The following is a 15,249-nucleotide window of genomic DNA, read 5'->3' as shown; positions in this document are numbered from 1 at the left end:
TTTTTAGTGTCGTCAGGTTGGGTAGTTCGCCCGCAGGGCCTCAAGCCCGCCCTGATAGATCCCGGCAAACAACGCCTCAACCTCGGCCTCACTGACACCGACGGGCAAGAACCGACCCGACCACGTCACCCGAGCCCCCTGCCCCTGTGCCTCGACCTTGATCGTCGCCAGGTATTCAGTCGCCGGAAACGGTGCCTGCAAAATCGAGTAGCTGTACGTCTTCCCGACGTTATCAAACGTCTCCAACCGCTCAACCACCACCGCCCCATCCGCCGTTTGCAGACTGCGCACTCGCCCGCCTTCACTCAGTTCGCTTTTCGGAATAAACGGCAGCCAGTCCGGCAGCGTGTCGAAGCCGCCAATCAATTGCCACACCGCATCGGCCGAAGCCGGAATATCAATAAACGCTGATGCCTTTGCCATGTAATGCTCTCTCTCTCAATCAATAAAATTCAGATCGCCATGCTGTCGACGACACCGCCGTCGACCCGCAATGCCGCGCCCGTCGTGGCCGAGGACAACGGCGAGGCGATGTAGGCCACGAGGTTGGCGACTTCCTCGACATTCGCCACGCGCTGGATGATCGACGTCGGCCGGGCCTTGCGCACAAACGCGTCGGCTTCTTCCCGGACACTGCGCCCCGATTCAGCGGTAGCGTCCTTGAGCATCTGCTCCAGGCCATCGGTCAGCGTCGGGCCGGGCAGGATCGCGTTGACCGTCACGCCAGTGCCCGCCAGCCGTTTGGCCAGGCCGTGGGACACCGCGAGGTTGGCGCTTTTGGTCACGCCATAATTGAGCATGTCAGCCGGGATGGCGATGCCGGATTCCGAGGACAGGAAGATCACCCGGCCCCAGCCCTGCTTGACCATGTCCGGTACGTAATGCCGGGACAGGCGCACGCCGGAGATCACGTTGACCTCATAGAAACGCGTCCACTCGCTGTCCGGCGTGTCGAAAAAATCCACCTCGTTGAAGATCCCGAGGTTGTTCACCAGGATGTCGGCGCGCGGTTCGGCGATGAACAGTTGCTCGGCACCTTCGGCGGTGCCGAGGTCTGCGGTCAGGCCACGCAGTTGTGCACCCGGCACACTCTGGCGAATGTTCGCCAGCGCCTGTTCGACCTTGGCCGTCTCGCGGCCGATCACCACCACCGTGGCGCCGGATTCGGCCAGCGCCTTGCTGATGCCCAGGCCAATGCCGGCGGTGCTGCCGCTGACAATGGCGAGTTTTCCAGTCAGATCGATCTTCATGCTCAAACTCCTCAGATGGGCAATGGAGCGCGTTCGCTCACCAGTTTCGCGTCGCGCATCGTCTGCCAGAAAGCCGCGGGAATCACGGCCGACAGTGCGGCAACGTCTTCAGCAATCCGGTCCGGACGGCTGGAGCCCGGAATCACCGCCGCCACGGCCGGGTTAGCCAACGAGAACTGCAACGCAGCGGCCTTGATGTCGACACCGTGAGCGGCCGCGATGCGTTTGATCTGCTCGACTTTGTCGACGATCGCCGGGCTGGCTTTCTGGTATTCGAAGTGCGTGCCACCGGCCAGAATGCCCGAGCTGTAAGGGCCACCGACCACGATCTCGACGTTCTGCGCCAGGGCCGCGTCCATCAGACGTTGCAAGGCACGGTCGTGGTCGAGAAGAGTGTAGCGACCCGCCAGCAGAAAACCGTCCGGCTGCGCTTCGGTCAGATCAAGGGTCAGTTCGCAAGGTTCGACCTTGTTCACGCCCAGGCCCCACCCCTTGATCACGCCTTCTTCGCGCAAACGGGTCAGCACTTTGAAGGCGCCGGTGCGGGCCTGGTTGAAGTATTCCAGCCACTGATCGCCGTAGAAATCCTGGGCGATGTCATGCACCCAGACGATGTCGAGGCGATCGGTTTGCAGGCGCTTGAGGCTGTCTTCGATCGAGCGCATCGTCGCGTCGGCGCTGTAGTCGTTGACGATCTTGTTCGGGCGGCCGTGCTCGAACACCCCGCTCTTCTCGCCAAGGTCGCGGGCGGCGGCGTCTTCGACTTCATCGAGGATGACCCGGCCGACTTTGCTGCTCAGCACGTAGTCATCGCGGTTGTATTTGGCCAGCGCGGCGCCCAGGCGAATCTCCGACAGGCCCGAACCGTAAAACGGCGCGGTGTCGAAGTAACGCACGCCCGCCTCCCAGGCCGCGTGCACGGTGGCCTGCGCCTCGTCTTCAGGAATGGCGCGAAACATGTTGCCCAACGGGGCGGTACCGAAACCCAGCGTGCCGGGCAGTTTGTCTTTCAAGCTCATGGTTCAAATCCTCGTCAGTTTCAGAGGTCAGCTGAGTGACCGTTGGGCAGATCCTAGATTGCGATGATCGGACCGTCCAAGACATAATGTGCAGCACTTAAGTCCTGACAGGTCTGACATGATCGACATCCGCCAATTGCGCTACTTCGTCGTCGTCGCCGAAGAAGAACACGTCGGTCGCGCCGCCGAACGTTTGCACATTTCCCAGTCGCCCTTGAGCCGGCAGATCGCCCAACTCGAAGAACGCCTGGGCCTGACCCTGTTCGAGCGCAGCCAGCAGCGCATCCGCCTGACCCGCGACGGCCAGACCTTCCTCGCCGAAACCCGCGCCCTGCTGACCCACGCCAGCCGCCTCGAATCCCTGGGCAAACGCCTCGGTCGCGGCGAAGAAGGCGGCCTGTGCATCGGCTACATCGAAAACGCTATGCACGCCGGGGTGCTGCCCAATGCGTTGCGGGTGCTGCGCGTCGACCGGCCGAACGTGCACGTTGCGCTGTACAACCAGAGTTCCGCCGAACAACTCGAAGGCCTGCGCCAGCGTAGTCTGGATATCGCCTTGGTCAGCGAACCGCCGGCCGAAGACGATCCGGACCTGCTGGGTTTTCAGGTGCTGGACGACCCGATGTTGCTGGCAGTACCTGAGCATCATCCACTGGCTAACCAGACAACATTGACCCCGGCCGACCTCGCCGATCAAGAGTGGATCGGCGTGCAGCACCACCAGAATGTCACCAACCGCCAAGACTTCGTCAGCGCCTGCATCCGCGCCGGCTTCACCCCGGACATCCGCATGGAAGCCACCGGCCCCTTCACTGCATTGGCTCTGGTGGCCTCGGGACTGGGCATCGCCATGATTCAGAAAGGCTTGAGCCGCAACGCACCGCCGGGCGTGGTCCTGCGAGAAGTGCCGTGGATCTGCTTCACCAGACCGCTGTGGGCGGCGTGGCACCGGATCAATTTGCGGCCGTTGGTGGAGACGTTCAGGAAGGTGTTGACCGAGCCGGGCCCGCATTGATCGTTCCCACGCTCTGCGTGGGAATGCAGCCCGGGACGCTCTGCGTCCCTCTCCAGAGCTGGAACGCGGAGCGTCGCTTGAGGCCCTCCCACGCGGAACGCAGGAACGATCAAAACCTTTTGGCCTGCAAAACCTCAATGTCTGGAGTTCACAAAGCCCCTGTGGCGAGGGGATTTATCCCCGTTCGGCTGCGCAGCAGTCGCAAATCCTGTGCATGCGATTTGACTGAATGACCGCGGCTGCAGGTTTTTGGGTTGCTGCGCAACCAACGGGGATAAATCCCCTCGCCACAGAGCTGAGTGGATGAATAGATCCTGTCGCGCACGCCTGTTTAACACCGAAACCACGCTTGTTTAAACACCCTCAAAGATACTTCCTGAAAGCTACAAATCCTTGCGCCGTTGCCTACGGCTGCGCCAGAATCCGCCGGCTTGTGCGCCTGAGGGCTGCTCGGTAACTTGATTCCCGTCACTGCTCATCAGTGATCGGGTTTAGTCGCCCGTGGTTGTTAGTATGCACAGCGCATTATTCAGTCAGGCATTTCAGTCCTGTGCTAAATGGTGGTTGTGCGCAGGGCGCCCTCGGGCGCGCCGGTTTTGCTAACTCCCCCGGTCGACTAACCTGCGCACAGCCGCCACCCTCCGTTTAGTCGCGTAGTGGTTTCGGCTCCATTTCTGGAGTTTGCAACTATGTTCAAGGTCACACCCAACCCACCAAACACCGATCCGGCCTCTCCCTACGAACCCGATTCAAAAAAACTCAACGAGGCCGCCGAACGGGCCCTCGACTTCCACTTCCCATCAAACGCCGACATCAAAGCCACCCCACGAACCCGCAGCACCCTGTTCTCCGTAGACCCCGAGGCCACGGCCGAAACCCTGGCGGTTTATCTGGTCGAAATACTGGCCTCGGTCGACGTGATGGTCCATCAGTTGGTGGATCATCTGGAGGGAGAGTCGCGCTACGCGCTGCTGGGTATTTCCAACAGCATCATGATGGCGGAGATCACGGCGAATCGGGTGTTGGACAAGATTGATCTGCCCAAATAAGTACCGCTTGCTGTGGTGAGTGAATTACTGGCGTTGAGTTATGCAGCGGTCCCATTTTTTTGGGGCCGCATCGCGGCACAGCGGATAGATAAATAGATGCGTCCCCTTTTCTCCTTTTCTCGCTGAACTCACAAAACCCTGTGGCGAGGGGGCTTGCCCCCGTTGGGTCGCGCAGCCGCCCCAAAACCTGTAACCACTATCATTCAGGTACACCGCGTGCACAGGATTCACGACTGCTGCGCAGCCGAGCGGGGCGGTGCGGCGGTCCGACAAGCCCCCTCGCCACAGGGTTTGGTGCTTTACTGAAAAGACCCCAAACCCCATCGAGAACACCGCGATGAACCGCAACGACCTGCGCCGCGTGGACATGAACCTGTTGGTGATTTTCGAAACGTTGATGTTCGAGAAGAACCTGACCCGGGCCGGGGAGAAACTGTTCCTCGGTCAGCCCGCGGTCAGTGCTTCGCTGGCCAAGTTGCGCGATCTGTTCGACGACCCGTTGCTGGTGCGCAATGGTCGGGTGTTGGAGCCGACGCAGCGCGCCCTGATGATTCTCAAGGAGTTGCAGCCGGCGATGGACACCATCTCCGGCGCGGTCAGCCGGGCCAAGGATTTCGACCCGTCGACCAGCCGTGATGTGTTCCGCATCGGCTTGTCCGACGACGCCGAGTTCGGCCTGTTTCCGCCGCTGCTCAAGCAAATACGCGAAGAGGCGCAAAACGTCGTGGTGGTGGTGCGGCGGGTGAATTACCTGCTGATGTCACCGATGCTCGCCTCCGGGGAGATTTCCGTCGGGATCAGTTACACCACGGAACTGCCGGCCAATGCCAAGCGCAAGAGGCTGCGGGACCTGAGCGTGAAGATTCTGCGTGGCGATAACCGTCCCGGTCGCCTGACCCTGGATGAGTATTGCGAACGTCCTCATGCGTTGGTGTCTTTTTCCGGGGATCTGACCGGCGCCATCGACAACGATCTGGCCCGCATTGGTCGCTCGCGGCGCGTGGTGCTGGCGGTGCCGCAGTTCTCCGGGCTGCGCGCCTTGCTGGCCGGCACCGATATGCTGGCCACGGTGCCGGATTACGCGGCGTGTGCGCTGATTGAAGGCAGCAGCCAGTTGCGGGCCGACAACCCGCCGTTTGACATCGTGCTGTCCGAGCTGTCCATGGTCTGGAACGGGGTCAACGATAACGATCCGGCAGAACGTTGGTTGCGCTCGCGAATTGCCCAACACATGTCGGCTGAACTGCCGGTGCTCTGAGTGCGTTGAAACCCGGATCGGTCTCGCGCAGGAAGATCGGCATGTCAGTCATCGGCGGCATCGCCGGAATATCGAAATACATCTGGATCACCCAGCCACGGTGGTAGCTGGCGTGATTGACCACGTGCAGCAGCATCGCGCCGGCGCTCATGGTGCCGCTCTCGCCCGAGACAAACGTGAACTCGACGGGTTTATCCAGTGACCTCTCGGTCTGTCGGGCGCTCCAGTTGCAATACCAGTGATCGATCTCCTTTTGCGCCATGCGCAAATCGGCGAGGTCGGGATGCAGCAGATCGTGTGAGGTTTTGAAGCCGTGCCCTCGGCCTTCGAGGTGTGCCTGCCAGATGCAGTCCACGACATAGATGTGGTTCAGGGTGCCGATCATGTTTTTGAACACCGACACCCGCTCTTTGTTGACCTCCCCCGGCGGCAGCGCGGCCAGGCTGTCAAAGAGGCGCTGATCGGCCCATTGCTTGTAATCGGCAAGCATGCGGGCAGTGCGTACGTTGATCATCAGAGTTCTCCCATTACGATGGGCGCACTGCCAAGCATAGACCGCTCGGCGGTTGGCAGCGCAGACGCTGATAACCGGCACTGCACCGCTACACGGTCTGTGTAGCAGCTGTGTTGTGGCGAGGGGATTTATCCCCGTTCGGCTGCGCAGCAGTCGTAAAACCTGAACGCACGGTCTATCTGATACACCGCGTTGTCTGAATTCACGACTGCTGCGCAGCCGAACGGGGATAAATCCCCTCGCCACAGATCAGCTGCTACAAAGATTGCATCGTCAGGCGTTGCACCACCCGATCAGCCAGTGCCAGGCAACTGGTGAGACCCGGTGATTCGATGCCGAACAGGTTCACTAGCCCCGACCACCACGCATTCGATATCGACACTCACCTGCTTGCGCTCCTTTCAAGCCAAAAAATCAGAACGTTCCCGGGTAACTGCCGCCGTCCAGCAACAGGTTTTGCCCGGTGAGGAAACCGGCCTGGGCGCTGCAAATGAACGCGCAATACGCACCGAACTCATCAGGTTGCCCGAAGCGCTGGGCCGGTACGTTTTTGCGCCGCTGTTCGCTAATGCTCTCGACGCTGGCACCATTGGCCTCTGCGGCCGCGCTCAGGGTCTTGTGCAAACGCTCGGTTTCGAACGGTCCGGGCAGCAGGTTGTTGAGGGTCACGTTGTGCCCGGCCAGCCGCGACTGCCGCGCGAGCCCGGCGATGAATCCGGTCAAACCGCTACGGGCGCCGTTGGACAGGCCCAGCACATCAATCGGCGCTTTGACGGCGCCCGAGGTGATGTTGACGATGCGTCCGAACCCACGCTCGGCCATGCCGTCGACGCACGCCTTGATCAGCTCAATGGGCGTGAGCATGTTGGCATCCAGCGCCTTCAGCCAGTCTTCGCGCTGCCAGTCACGAAAGTCGCCGGGCGGCGGTCCACCGGCGTTGTTGATCAGGATGTCGACCTGCGGGCACGCCGCCAGCACCTGCTCGCGCACACGCGGATCGCTGATGTCGCCGGTCACCGTGCGCACGTCAATGGTTGGCGCCAGGCTGCGCAATTGTTCGGCGGCGACCTGCAAGGCTTCGCTGCCGCGCGCGTTGATCACCAGGTTGACGCCCTCCTTTGCCAAGGCGCGCGCACAGGCCAGCCCCAGCCCTTTGCTGGACGCGCAGACAATCGCCCAGCGACCCGAAATAGCCAAATCCATGATGGTGCTCCTGTGGCTGTTGGGTGGAGAAGTTGACGGGAGTTTCTACGTTACCACTGCTGATGTCAGTGAATCGCGACCGGGTTGATGTTGACCTGGGTCGAGCCCTTGTACAGCGGCTGCCCGAGGACAAACATGAATTCCCAGGCCTTGTCTTTCACCAGCGCGCGACTGTCGATCAGTTCAAGGTTGTAGATGCCGTTCTTGGCCAGCATGAACTGGTTGACCGGGAATTCCTGGCCGTCTTTCGCCGGGTAGATTTCCGAGGCCCAGGTGTCGCCGCCGAACGCGACGATCTGCTTGTCCGCCAGCCATTTGGCCGCGGCCATGCCGATGCCCGGCTCCACGGCGAGGAATTTTTCGTTGTCCTTGCCCAGCAGTTCCAGCCAACCGGTGTTGAACAGCACCACGTCGCCCTTCTGAATGCTGATGCCTTGCAGGTCCAGTGCCTTCTGGATGTCGGCAACGCTGAACTCGGTTTTCTCCGGCACGATGGCGCTGCCGTACACAGCAGTCATGTCCAGCACCACGCCCCGGGTGACGATGGGCGGGACTTTTTCGATGCCGAGTTTTTTCACGCCTTCGACGGTGACGAAGTCCGCAGCACGGTTGCCGTTGTAGTAGACGTTGTCGATGCCGATGTGGCCGATACCGTTGAGTTGGGTGCCGACACCGGTCCAGCCGACCACCAGTTCATCGTTGAAGGTGAATTTGTTCGGCCCCATCGTGGTGCCGCCCGCTTCGCCCGGCTGGATGTTGGTCAGATGAAAGCTGCGATGACGGAAGGCTGGCAGGGTCTTGTCGATGGGCACGGCCAGCGGATAGGTTTTGCCGGTCTTGATCAGTTTGGAGGCGTTGATCACCGACTCGGCGTTCAGCAGATTCAGCGCGCCGATTTCATCGTTGGCGCCGTATTTCGAGGGATACCATTTTTCGGCATCCGCCGCATGGGCGGCATTGAGGGTGAACAACAGGGCAAACGGCAGTACCAATCGGGTCAGCATGAGCGGGTCCTTGTGAGGTTGCAGTGGACCCAAGGTACGCAGCCCGTCTGCGCCGAAACAGACAGCTATCGACAATACAATTGTTCTGGATAGTCACGAGTGACACCTGTAGGAGTGAGCCTGCTCGCGATAGCGGTGGGTCATTCAGCATCGACGTTGGCTGACCGATCGCTATCGCGAGCAGGCTCACTCCTACAGGTAATGTTGTAAGCAGGAGGGGATTTAGGGGGCTGGCGGCCATTTCGTCGTTTGAAGGTTGAACAGTCCGAGCGGAATTTCCGCCGAGGGATTATCGCAATCGTTTCTCGCGTTAATCACAGGGCATGCAACTAACTGTCATTTAGCTGAACCAGTTCTAATTTCAATATCAAGTGTCGATGTTTTTCCATTCAACCCGGCATTTAGCGGGTATTGAAGGTTGACTTCACCGACCTCTCTGAGTAAATTGCCCGGGCCTTCGACGAAGGCCTTTTTTCAACTCACAAAAGAATCCAATGGACACAGTATCTAGTCGCTGTCGGGGCACTGCGAATTCGCGGAACCTGGCACATAACCCAGTAAATGACGGGACTCGACTTTTCGGTCGGGTGAGCTGCGCTAGAGCTTGATGCTCCACCGTAACTTGCCTCGCCGGCGTCCGTCCGGTCCAGAGGCATGTTATGAACTTCAACACCACCGTAATGCCGGGCGTACGCGCCTTTGCATCGACCATGCGGGTCAAGCTGTGCCGTGAGCGTCTGCTGATGACTCGGGTCAGCGCCCCGTTTTCCACCCCTTGCCTCCCTGCCAAGGCACACCCTCGTGCCAACTGGCGCGTCTGCCCGATGACGGGCCGGCTTCAGCAACGCTGGAGCTTCGACGACAGCCAGGAACCACCGAGTCGGCGCATCGCGCGGATGTTCGGCCTGACGCTCGGCGCCCGCGCATTCAGTTGACCTGAAGGCACTTAAAAGTCCTTCTCACAACGTTTTCCTTAATAGGGAATTCGGCAACTTCTTATTGCTTCTTAAAACACAAAGTTATCGGAGTTAGTTATGGACGAAGCCAGTAGACGGTTCGCTGCATATCAACTTTCCATTGATAAGCAGCGAACGTTAAAACACAAGAAAACAACACTTCTGAAATCGATCGCCTGTTTGCGACTCGACATACATTCGCTCGCCTATGAATAGATGAGCGAGCCGTGTGTCGTGCCGCAAGACGGCGGCAGGAGCACACACAATGACGACTGTAAAAACGCCGGATATTCGCGTCAAAGGCGCCAGCAGCGACAAGGCCAAACTGTCGATGCGCGCCGCTCGGGAAGCACAAAACGGCCTGGCCGTGACCCTCGCCAATCTCAACGCCACCCCTGACGGTTTGACCGAACTCGAGGCCGAAGGCCGGCTGGCCCGCGCAGGCTTCAACGAAGTCGCCCACGACAAGCCGCCTCACGCCATCGTCCAACTGCTCAAAGCCCTGAACAATCCCTTCATCTATGTCCTGCTGATCCTGGCCGGCATCAGTTTCTTCACCGATTACTGGCTGCCGATCAGCCAGGGCGAAGGCGACGAGGCGGACCTGACCAAGGTCATCATTATCATGACCATGGTCACTCTGAGCAGCCTGCTGCGGTTCTGGCAGGAATACCGCTCGGCCAAATCCGCCGAAGCCCTCAAAGCGATGGTGCGCACCACCGCGACCGTGTTGCGGCGCGGACAAAACGGCAACGGCCCGGTGCTGCGCGAAGTGCCGATGCGCGAACTGGTGGCCGGCGACATCGTCCAGCTCAGCGCCGGTGACATGATCCCGGCGGACATCCGCCTGATCGAATCCCGCGACCTGTTCATCAGTCAGGCGGTGCTGACCGGCGAAGCCTTGCCCGTCGAGAAGTACGACACCCTGGGCGACGTCGCCCAGAAGTCGGCAACCCACAGCGCCGCCGATCAATCCAACCTGCTGGACCTGCCGAATATCTGCTTCATGGGCACCAACGTGGTCAGCGGCACGGCCAAAGCGGTGGTGGTCGCGACCGGGCCGCGCACCTACTTCGGCTCGCTGGCCAAAGCGATTGTTGGCTCGCGGGTGCAAACAGCCTTCGACCGCGGGGTGAACAGCGTCAGTTGGTTGTTGATCCGCTTCATGCTGGTCATGGTGCCGATCGTGTTCCTGCTCAACGGCTTCTCCAAAGGCGACTGGAGTGACGCGTTCCTGTTTGCCTTGGCGGTCGCGGTCGGTCTGACTCCGGAAATGCTGCCGATGATTGTCAGCGCCAACCTGGCCAAAGGCGCGATGGCCATGGCCAAGCGCAAAGTGGTGGTCAAGCGCCTCAATGCGATCCAGAACTTCGGTTCGATGGACGTGCTGTGCACCGACAAGACCGGCACCCTGACCCAGGACAAGATCATTCTTGAGCACCATGTCGACAGCAACGGCCGGCGCGACGACACGATTCTCGAACTGGCATGGCTCAACAGCCATCACCAGAGCGGTCTGAAAAACCTGATGGACCAGGCTGTGGTGCAGTTCGCCAACGCCAATCCAAAATTCAGAGTTCCATTCGCCTATAGCAAGGTCGATGAGTTGCCGTTCGACTTCGTCCGTCGGCGCCTGTCGATCATCGTCAAGGACAGCCGCGACGATCACCTGATGGTGTGCAAAGGCGCGGTCGAGGAAATGCTGAGCATCGCCAGCCATATTCACGAAAACGGCACGGTCGTGGCACTCGATGCACAGCGCCGCAAAGATCTGCTGGCCCTGGCCAACGAGTACAACGAGGACGGTTTCCGGGTGCTGTTGGTCGCCACCCGCGAGATCCCGAAAGCGCAGAGTAAAAACCAGTACAACACCGCCGATGAACGCGAGCTGGTGATTCGTGGCTTCCTGACCTTTCTCGATCCACCGAAGGAAACCGCGGGCCCGGCGATTGCCGCGCTGCGCGACATGGGCGTGACCGTCAAGGTGCTGACCGGCGATAACGCCGTGGTCACCTGCAAGATCTGCCGCGACGTCGGGCTGGAACCGGGCACGCCACTGCTCGGGCCAGACATCGAGAACATGGACGACACCACTCTCAAGCTGCGGGTCGAGGAGCGCACGGTGTTCGCCAAGCTGACGCCGCTGCAAAAATCCCGGGTGCTCAAGGCGTTGCAGGCCAACGGTCACACCGTGGGTTTTCTCGGGGACGGCATCAACGACGCCCCTGCCCTGCGCGATGCCGATGTCGGCATTTCGGTGGACAGCGGCACCGACATCGCCAAGGAATCGGCCGACATCATTCTGCTGGAGAAGAGCCTGATGGTGCTGGAGGAAGGCGTGCTCAAGGGCCGCGAAACCTTCGGCAATATCATGAAGTACCTGAACATGACCGCCAGCTCCAACTTCGGCAACGTGTTCTCGGTGCTGGTGGCCAGTGCGTTCATTCCATTCCTGCCGATGTTGTCGATCCACCTGCTGCTGCAAAACCTCATGTACGACATCTCTCAGCTGTCGCTGCCGTGGGACAAGATGGACAAGGAGTTCCTGCGCAAACCGCGCAAGTGGGACGCCAAGAACATTGGCCGTTTCATGCTGTGGATCGGGCCGACCTCGTCAGTGTTCGACATCACCACGTTCGCCCTGATGTGGTACGTGTTCGCCGCCAACAGCGTGGAAATGCAGAGCCTGTTCCAGTCCGGCTGGTTCATCGAAGGGCTGCTGTCGCAGACGTTGGTGGTGCACATGCTGCGCACGCAGAAGATTCCGTTCTTCCAGAGCACGGCGGCGTTGCCGGTGATCCTGATGACCGGGTTGGTCATGGCACTGGGTATCTACATTCCGTTCTCGCCACTGGGCACGCTGGTCGGCCTGCAACCGCTGCCGTGGGCGTACTTCCCTTGGTTGGTGGGCACGTTGCTCAGCTACTGCGTGTTCGCGCAGATCATGAAGACGATCTACATCCGCCGCTTCAAGCAGTGGTTCTGATGGTCTGACAAACCCAAATCACCTGAACACCACAATCCCCTGTAGGAGCGAGCCTGCTCGCGATAGCTGACTGACATTCAAAAGAGATGTCGACTGATGCACCGCTATCGCGAGCAGGCTCACTCCTACAGGGGATGCGCTTAACCCTATCGAAAAAGGGAGAGTCCTGATGTCGGGAACGACTCTACTGATCAACCTCGCAGGCTCCATCGCACTCTTGCTGTGGGGCACTCACATGATTTCTTCGGCGTTGTTGCGCGGCTTCGGCACGCCACTGCGCCAGTGGCTGGGCCACAACTTGAACAACCGCTGGATGGCGCTGCTCTCGGGTATCGGCCTCACCGGCATCCTGCAAAGCAGCACCGCCGTCAGCCTGATGGCGACGTCGTTCACGGCCGCCGGAACCCTGAGTCTTGCGCCCGCGCTGGCGGTGATGCTCGGCGCCAATATCGGTTCGACCCTGGTGGTGCAACTGCTCAGCGTCGACGTTTCAATCCTCACGCCCATCGTGTTGCTCGCAGGTTTGATGGTGTTCCGGCTGCGCGATGACTCGCGCTACGAGAGCGTCGGTTGTGCGCTGATTGGCCTGGGGCTGATGTTGTTGGCACTGCGCATGCTCGGCTCGACCCTGGCGGAAGTCGAAGGCGCGCCGGTCTTCCAGTTGATCATGCAGAGCCTGGACGGCGATCTGCTGATTGCGCTGCTGGTGGCGCTGATCCTCACCTGGCTCTGCCATTCCAGCGTGGCGGTGGTGTTGCTGATTGTCTCGCTGGCCGCCACCGGCCTGCTGTCGGGAACCACCCTCGTCGCGCTGGTGCTCGGCGTGAACATTGGCGGTGCGCTGCCTCCGGTGATCAATGCCGGTTCGAGCGTCGGTCGACGCTTGCCGCTGGGCAATCTGCTGGTGCGGGCAGTCGGCGCATTGGTGGTGTTGCCATTTGCCGGGCTGCTGGCCGAGCTGAAACTGGAGCCGTCGGTGCTGGTGGTGTCGCTGCACAGCGGTTTCAATCTGCTGCTCGCGCTGGTGTTCATCGGCCTGACCGATGTGCTCGCCAAAGGGCTCACCCATTTGCTGCCGGCACCCGAGCGGGATGTCGATCCGGGCATGCCGCACTACCTGGACGAAGCGGGTCTGGAAGTGGCCAACATCGGCCTGTCCAACGCCGCCCGCGAAGCGCTGCGCATGGCCGACATGCTCTCGACGATGCTCGGCCGACTGGTGCAGCTGTTCCACACCTCGGCGCCCGCCTGTGCCGACGAAGTGCGGCGCATCGATCAGACCCTGGACCTGCTGGGCGCGGCCATTCGCGCTTATCTGGCGGACATCGGCAAGGAAGGCATCAGTGACAGCGATGCCGATCGCTCCCAGGAAATCCTGCTGTTCGTAATCAACCTCGAACATGCCGCGGACATTCTTTCCAGCAGCCTGACGCAGTTGGCCATGCGCCGCTTGCGCCGCGGAGAACAGTTCTCGGCGTTCGAGCTGGGCAACATCGCCCCGCTGCACGACGCGTTGCTGGAAAGCCTGAGCCTGGCGATCACCGTGTTCCTGCGCGAAGACATCCCCACCGCGCACCACTTGATCCATCGCAAGGAGACCGTCAGAAGGCTCGAAGCCCACGCCAGCCGCGAGCACTTTCGCAAGTTGCAGGAAGACAAGAACACCTGGGCGGAATCCGGCGACATCTTCCAGCGGGTCCTGCGCGACTACCGCCGCGTGCATCACCACATCGCCGCCCTGGGCTATCCGCTGCTGGAGCGTGCCGGCGAGCAACCGGTCGAGAGCATCGAGCTGATCAAGGAAAACCCGTCATGCGCCTCTTGATTTGCGCGGGTCGTCATTACGCCAACAGCCGTTTGTGCCGGCGGGTTCTCGATGCCTTCCAGCGCCTGCACCCGGTAAGTGTGCTGATCCATGGCGGCAATCAATTCCTGGGCGGCGAAATCGAAGAGTGGGCCCGGGAGCACGGTGCCGACATCGTGCGCTACCCGCCCAACTGGCAGCGCCACGGCAAGTCGGCTGAACGCCTGCGCAACCACTTCATGTTGCTCGCCACAACGGCAGCTGCGACAGGACCGCGTTACGGGCTGATCGCCATCCAAAACACTTCGAGGTAACGTTCATGCAAAAAAACACTCGCCTGTTCACGTCCTTCGTGCGCAGTCTGCCAGCCGCTCAAGGCCGGCGCCTGCGCCGCAATCTGCTGTTCGTCAGCCTCACCCTGGGCCTGATTGCGTTGCTCAGCGTCATCTCCAGCGCCAACGCTGCCGGCGGTGCGTATGCGGTGGATGACGCCGGAATCAATGCGCCCGGCGAATGCAACATCGACGCCTGGTATCAAAACGGTCGGCACGGTTCATCCAGCAACAGCGTGGTGTCACAGGATTGCACGCTCAAAGGCCTGCCCAACGTGCAACTCGGCGCCGCCGTGCAACACAGCCGCGATGACGGGGACTCGGAAACGCAGTTGAGCTCGCAATTCAAGGCGCAACTATTTTCACGGGAAGACCTTGGCCTTGAGCTGGCGCTGGCGGGTTCGACTCACTTTGCCTTCAATCGGGCCCACGCCTTCGATGGTGCCGACCTGAACCTGCCATTCACTTACCAGCCGCTCGAAACCCTGCGCCTGAACCTCAATGCCGGCTGGACCCACGCCTATGACGACGGCGAGCCAAACCATCGCTGGACCTGGGGCACCGGCGTCGAATACGACCTGGCCCGTTCCCTGACGCTGATCGCTGAACGTTACGGCCAACAGGGCGGCGAACAGGCGTGGCAAGCCGGGCCGAGGCTACATGTCGGTGAACGCATTGACGTCGATCTGGTGGTGGGACGCAACCTGACGGGGGAACGTGATCAGTGGCTGACCACCGGCGCAACGCTGCGGTTTTGAACGATATCGGGCGCGGATAACGCATCGACAGGGAACTCCTGACCTTCGCCGGGCATCCTAAATGATGAGGTACTTCCTTTTTTGCTTCACGCTTCAGAGGA

Annotated in this window: 14 protein-coding genes and 1 pseudogene; 8 read left to right on the top strand and 7 right to left on the bottom strand. The window is 60.7% G+C overall.

Annotated elements, in window-relative coordinates:
* Positions 1-12 precede the first annotated feature (12 nt).
* Genes ACIQV9_RS13440 through ACIQV9_RS13430 form a run of 3 tightly spaced genes read right to left on the bottom strand, consistent with a single transcriptional unit; the run spans position 13 to position 2,269 of the window.
* The gene (locus ACIQV9_RS13440; RefSeq protein WP_403101923.1) at positions 13-423 is read right to left on the bottom strand and encodes an SRPBCC family protein; all 411 of its coding nucleotides are present in this window, start codon (positions 421-423) and stop codon (positions 13-15) included.
* A 29-nt stretch (positions 424-452) separates the two neighbouring features.
* Positions 453-1,250 carry an SDR family NAD(P)-dependent oxidoreductase gene (locus ACIQV9_RS13435; RefSeq protein WP_403101921.1) on the bottom strand — a complete coding sequence of 266 codons (798 nt, stop codon included), beginning with the start codon at positions 1,248-1,250 and terminating at the stop codon, positions 453-455.
* A gap of 11 nt (positions 1,251-1,261) precedes the next feature.
* On the bottom strand, positions 1,262-2,269 hold the full coding sequence (locus ACIQV9_RS13430) for an aldo/keto reductase (protein WP_403101918.1): 1,008 nt from the start codon (positions 2,267-2,269) through the stop codon (positions 1,262-1,264).
* A gap of 118 nt (positions 2,270-2,387) precedes the next feature.
* On the opposite strand from ACIQV9_RS13430, the gene ACIQV9_RS13425 reads away from it, so the two are divergent.
* From ACIQV9_RS13425 to ACIQV9_RS13415, 3 genes are all read left to right on the top strand, one after another.
* The gene (locus tag ACIQV9_RS13425) at positions 2,388-3,284 is read left to right on the top strand and encodes a LysR substrate-binding domain-containing protein (protein ID WP_403101915.1); all 897 of its coding nucleotides are present in this window, start codon (positions 2,388-2,390) and stop codon (positions 3,282-3,284) included.
* 689 nt (positions 3,285-3,973) lie between these two features.
* The gene (locus tag ACIQV9_RS13420; RefSeq protein ID WP_403101913.1) at positions 3,974-4,333 is read left to right on the top strand and encodes a DUF6124 family protein; all 360 of its coding nucleotides are present in this window, start codon (positions 3,974-3,976) and stop codon (positions 4,331-4,333) included.
* 337 nt (positions 4,334-4,670) lie between these two features.
* Positions 4,671-5,591, top strand: coding sequence for a LysR substrate-binding domain-containing protein (locus tag ACIQV9_RS13415; RefSeq protein WP_403101911.1), 921 nt, complete (start codon positions 4,671-4,673; stop codon positions 5,589-5,591).
* On the opposite strand, the gene ACIQV9_RS13410 is transcribed toward ACIQV9_RS13415, so the two are convergent.
* From ACIQV9_RS13410 to ACIQV9_RS13395, 4 genes and pseudogenes are all read right to left on the bottom strand, one after another.
* Complete coding sequence (locus ACIQV9_RS13410; RefSeq protein WP_403101909.1) at positions 5,512-6,105, bottom strand: DinB family protein; 594 nt, start codon at positions 6,103-6,105, stop codon at positions 5,512-5,514. The genes ACIQV9_RS13415 and ACIQV9_RS13410 overlap by 80 nt on opposite strands.
* A 256-nt stretch (positions 6,106-6,361) precedes the next feature.
* A pseudogene (locus tag ACIQV9_RS13405) lies at positions 6,362-6,460 on the bottom strand (hypothetical protein); the annotation flags it as partial.
* Between the two features lie 59 nt (positions 6,461-6,519).
* On the bottom strand, positions 6,520-7,308 hold the full coding sequence (locus tag ACIQV9_RS13400) for an SDR family oxidoreductase (RefSeq protein WP_403101907.1): 789 nt from the start codon (positions 7,306-7,308) through the stop codon (positions 6,520-6,522).
* Positions 7,309-7,373: 65 nt separating this feature from the next.
* Entirely contained in the window at positions 7,374-8,312 is a 939-nt protein-coding gene (locus ACIQV9_RS13395) for a cyclase family protein (RefSeq protein ID WP_403101904.1), read from the bottom strand.
* A 659-nt stretch (positions 8,313-8,971) separates the two neighbouring features.
* On the opposite strand from ACIQV9_RS13395, the gene ACIQV9_RS13390 reads away from it, so the two are divergent.
* The 5 genes from ACIQV9_RS13390 to ACIQV9_RS13370 all read left to right on the top strand — a co-directional run bounded on the left by ACIQV9_RS13390 (position 8,972) and on the right by ACIQV9_RS13370 (position 15,148).
* The gene (locus ACIQV9_RS13390; protein ID WP_403101903.1) at positions 8,972-9,247 is read left to right on the top strand and encodes a hypothetical protein; all 276 of its coding nucleotides are present in this window, start codon (positions 8,972-8,974) and stop codon (positions 9,245-9,247) included.
* A gap of 286 nt (positions 9,248-9,533) precedes the next feature.
* Positions 9,534-12,254: a magnesium-translocating P-type ATPase gene (mgtA, locus tag ACIQV9_RS13385; protein WP_403101900.1), complete on the top strand. Its 2,721-nt coding sequence runs from the start codon at positions 9,534-9,536 to the stop codon at positions 12,252-12,254.
* Between the two features lie 169 nt (positions 12,255-12,423).
* Positions 12,424-14,079 (top strand): Na/Pi cotransporter family protein, encoded by a 1,656-nt coding sequence (locus ACIQV9_RS13380; protein WP_403101897.1) that lies wholly within the window; start codon positions 12,424-12,426, stop codon positions 14,077-14,079.
* Entirely contained in the window at positions 14,067-14,372 is a 306-nt protein-coding gene (locus ACIQV9_RS13375) for a DUF2493 domain-containing protein (RefSeq protein WP_403101895.1), read from the top strand. Before ACIQV9_RS13380 ends, ACIQV9_RS13375 begins: the two co-directional genes overlap by 13 nt.
* Before the next feature lie 5 nt (positions 14,373-14,377).
* On the top strand, positions 14,378-15,148 hold the full coding sequence (locus ACIQV9_RS13370) for a hypothetical protein (RefSeq protein ID WP_403101893.1): 771 nt from the start codon (positions 14,378-14,380) through the stop codon (positions 15,146-15,148).
* The last annotated feature ends 101 nt before the right edge of the window (positions 15,149-15,249 follow it).

It is taken from the genome of Pseudomonas sp. NPDC099000 (assembly GCF_044759925.1).
Lineage (GTDB): Bacteria > Pseudomonadota > Gammaproteobacteria > Pseudomonadales > Pseudomonadaceae > Aquipseudomonas.
The sequence above is the reverse complement of the archived record's forward strand: the minus strand, read 5'-3'. Positions and strand labels throughout refer to the sequence as shown.

Excerpts from the sequence above, each read along its gene's own strand:
- ACIQV9_RS13410 (WP_403101909.1), bottom strand. The coding sequence starts at position 6,105 with ATGATCAACGTACGCACTGCCCGCATGCTTGCCGATTACAAGCAATGG.
- ACIQV9_RS13415 (WP_403101911.1), top strand. The coding sequence starts at position 4,671 with ATGAACCGCAACGACCTGCGCCGCGTGGACATGAACCTGTTGGTGATT.
- ACIQV9_RS13435 (WP_403101921.1), bottom strand. The coding sequence starts at position 1,250 with ATGAAGATCGATCTGACTGGAAAACTCGCCATTGTCAGCGGCAGCACC.
- ACIQV9_RS13430 (WP_403101918.1), bottom strand. The coding sequence starts at position 2,269 with ATGAGCTTGAAAGACAAACTGCCCGGCACGCTGGGTTTCGGTACCGCC.
- ACIQV9_RS13420 (WP_403101913.1), top strand. The coding sequence starts at position 3,974 with ATGTTCAAGGTCACACCCAACCCACCAAACACCGATCCGGCCTCTCCC.
- mgtA (WP_403101900.1), top strand. The coding sequence starts at position 9,534 with ATGACGACTGTAAAAACGCCGGATATTCGCGTCAAAGGCGCCAGCAGC.
- ACIQV9_RS13425 (WP_403101915.1), top strand. The coding sequence starts at position 2,388 with ATGATCGACATCCGCCAATTGCGCTACTTCGTCGTCGTCGCCGAAGAA.
- ACIQV9_RS13400 (WP_403101907.1), bottom strand. The coding sequence starts at position 7,308 with ATGGATTTGGCTATTTCGGGTCGCTGGGCGATTGTCTGCGCGTCCAGC.
- ACIQV9_RS13440 (WP_403101923.1), bottom strand. The coding sequence starts at position 423 with ATGGCAAAGGCATCAGCGTTTATTGATATTCCGGCTTCGGCCGATGCG.
- ACIQV9_RS13380 (WP_403101897.1), top strand. The coding sequence starts at position 12,424 with ATGTCGGGAACGACTCTACTGATCAACCTCGCAGGCTCCATCGCACTC.
- ACIQV9_RS13390 (WP_403101903.1), top strand. The coding sequence starts at position 8,972 with ATGAACTTCAACACCACCGTAATGCCGGGCGTACGCGCCTTTGCATCG.
- ACIQV9_RS13395 (WP_403101904.1), bottom strand. The coding sequence starts at position 8,312 with ATGCTGACCCGATTGGTACTGCCGTTTGCCCTGTTGTTCACCCTCAAT.
- ACIQV9_RS13375 (WP_403101895.1), top strand. The coding sequence starts at position 14,067 with ATGCGCCTCTTGATTTGCGCGGGTCGTCATTACGCCAACAGCCGTTTG.
- ACIQV9_RS13370 (WP_403101893.1), top strand. The coding sequence starts at position 14,378 with ATGCAAAAAAACACTCGCCTGTTCACGTCCTTCGTGCGCAGTCTGCCA.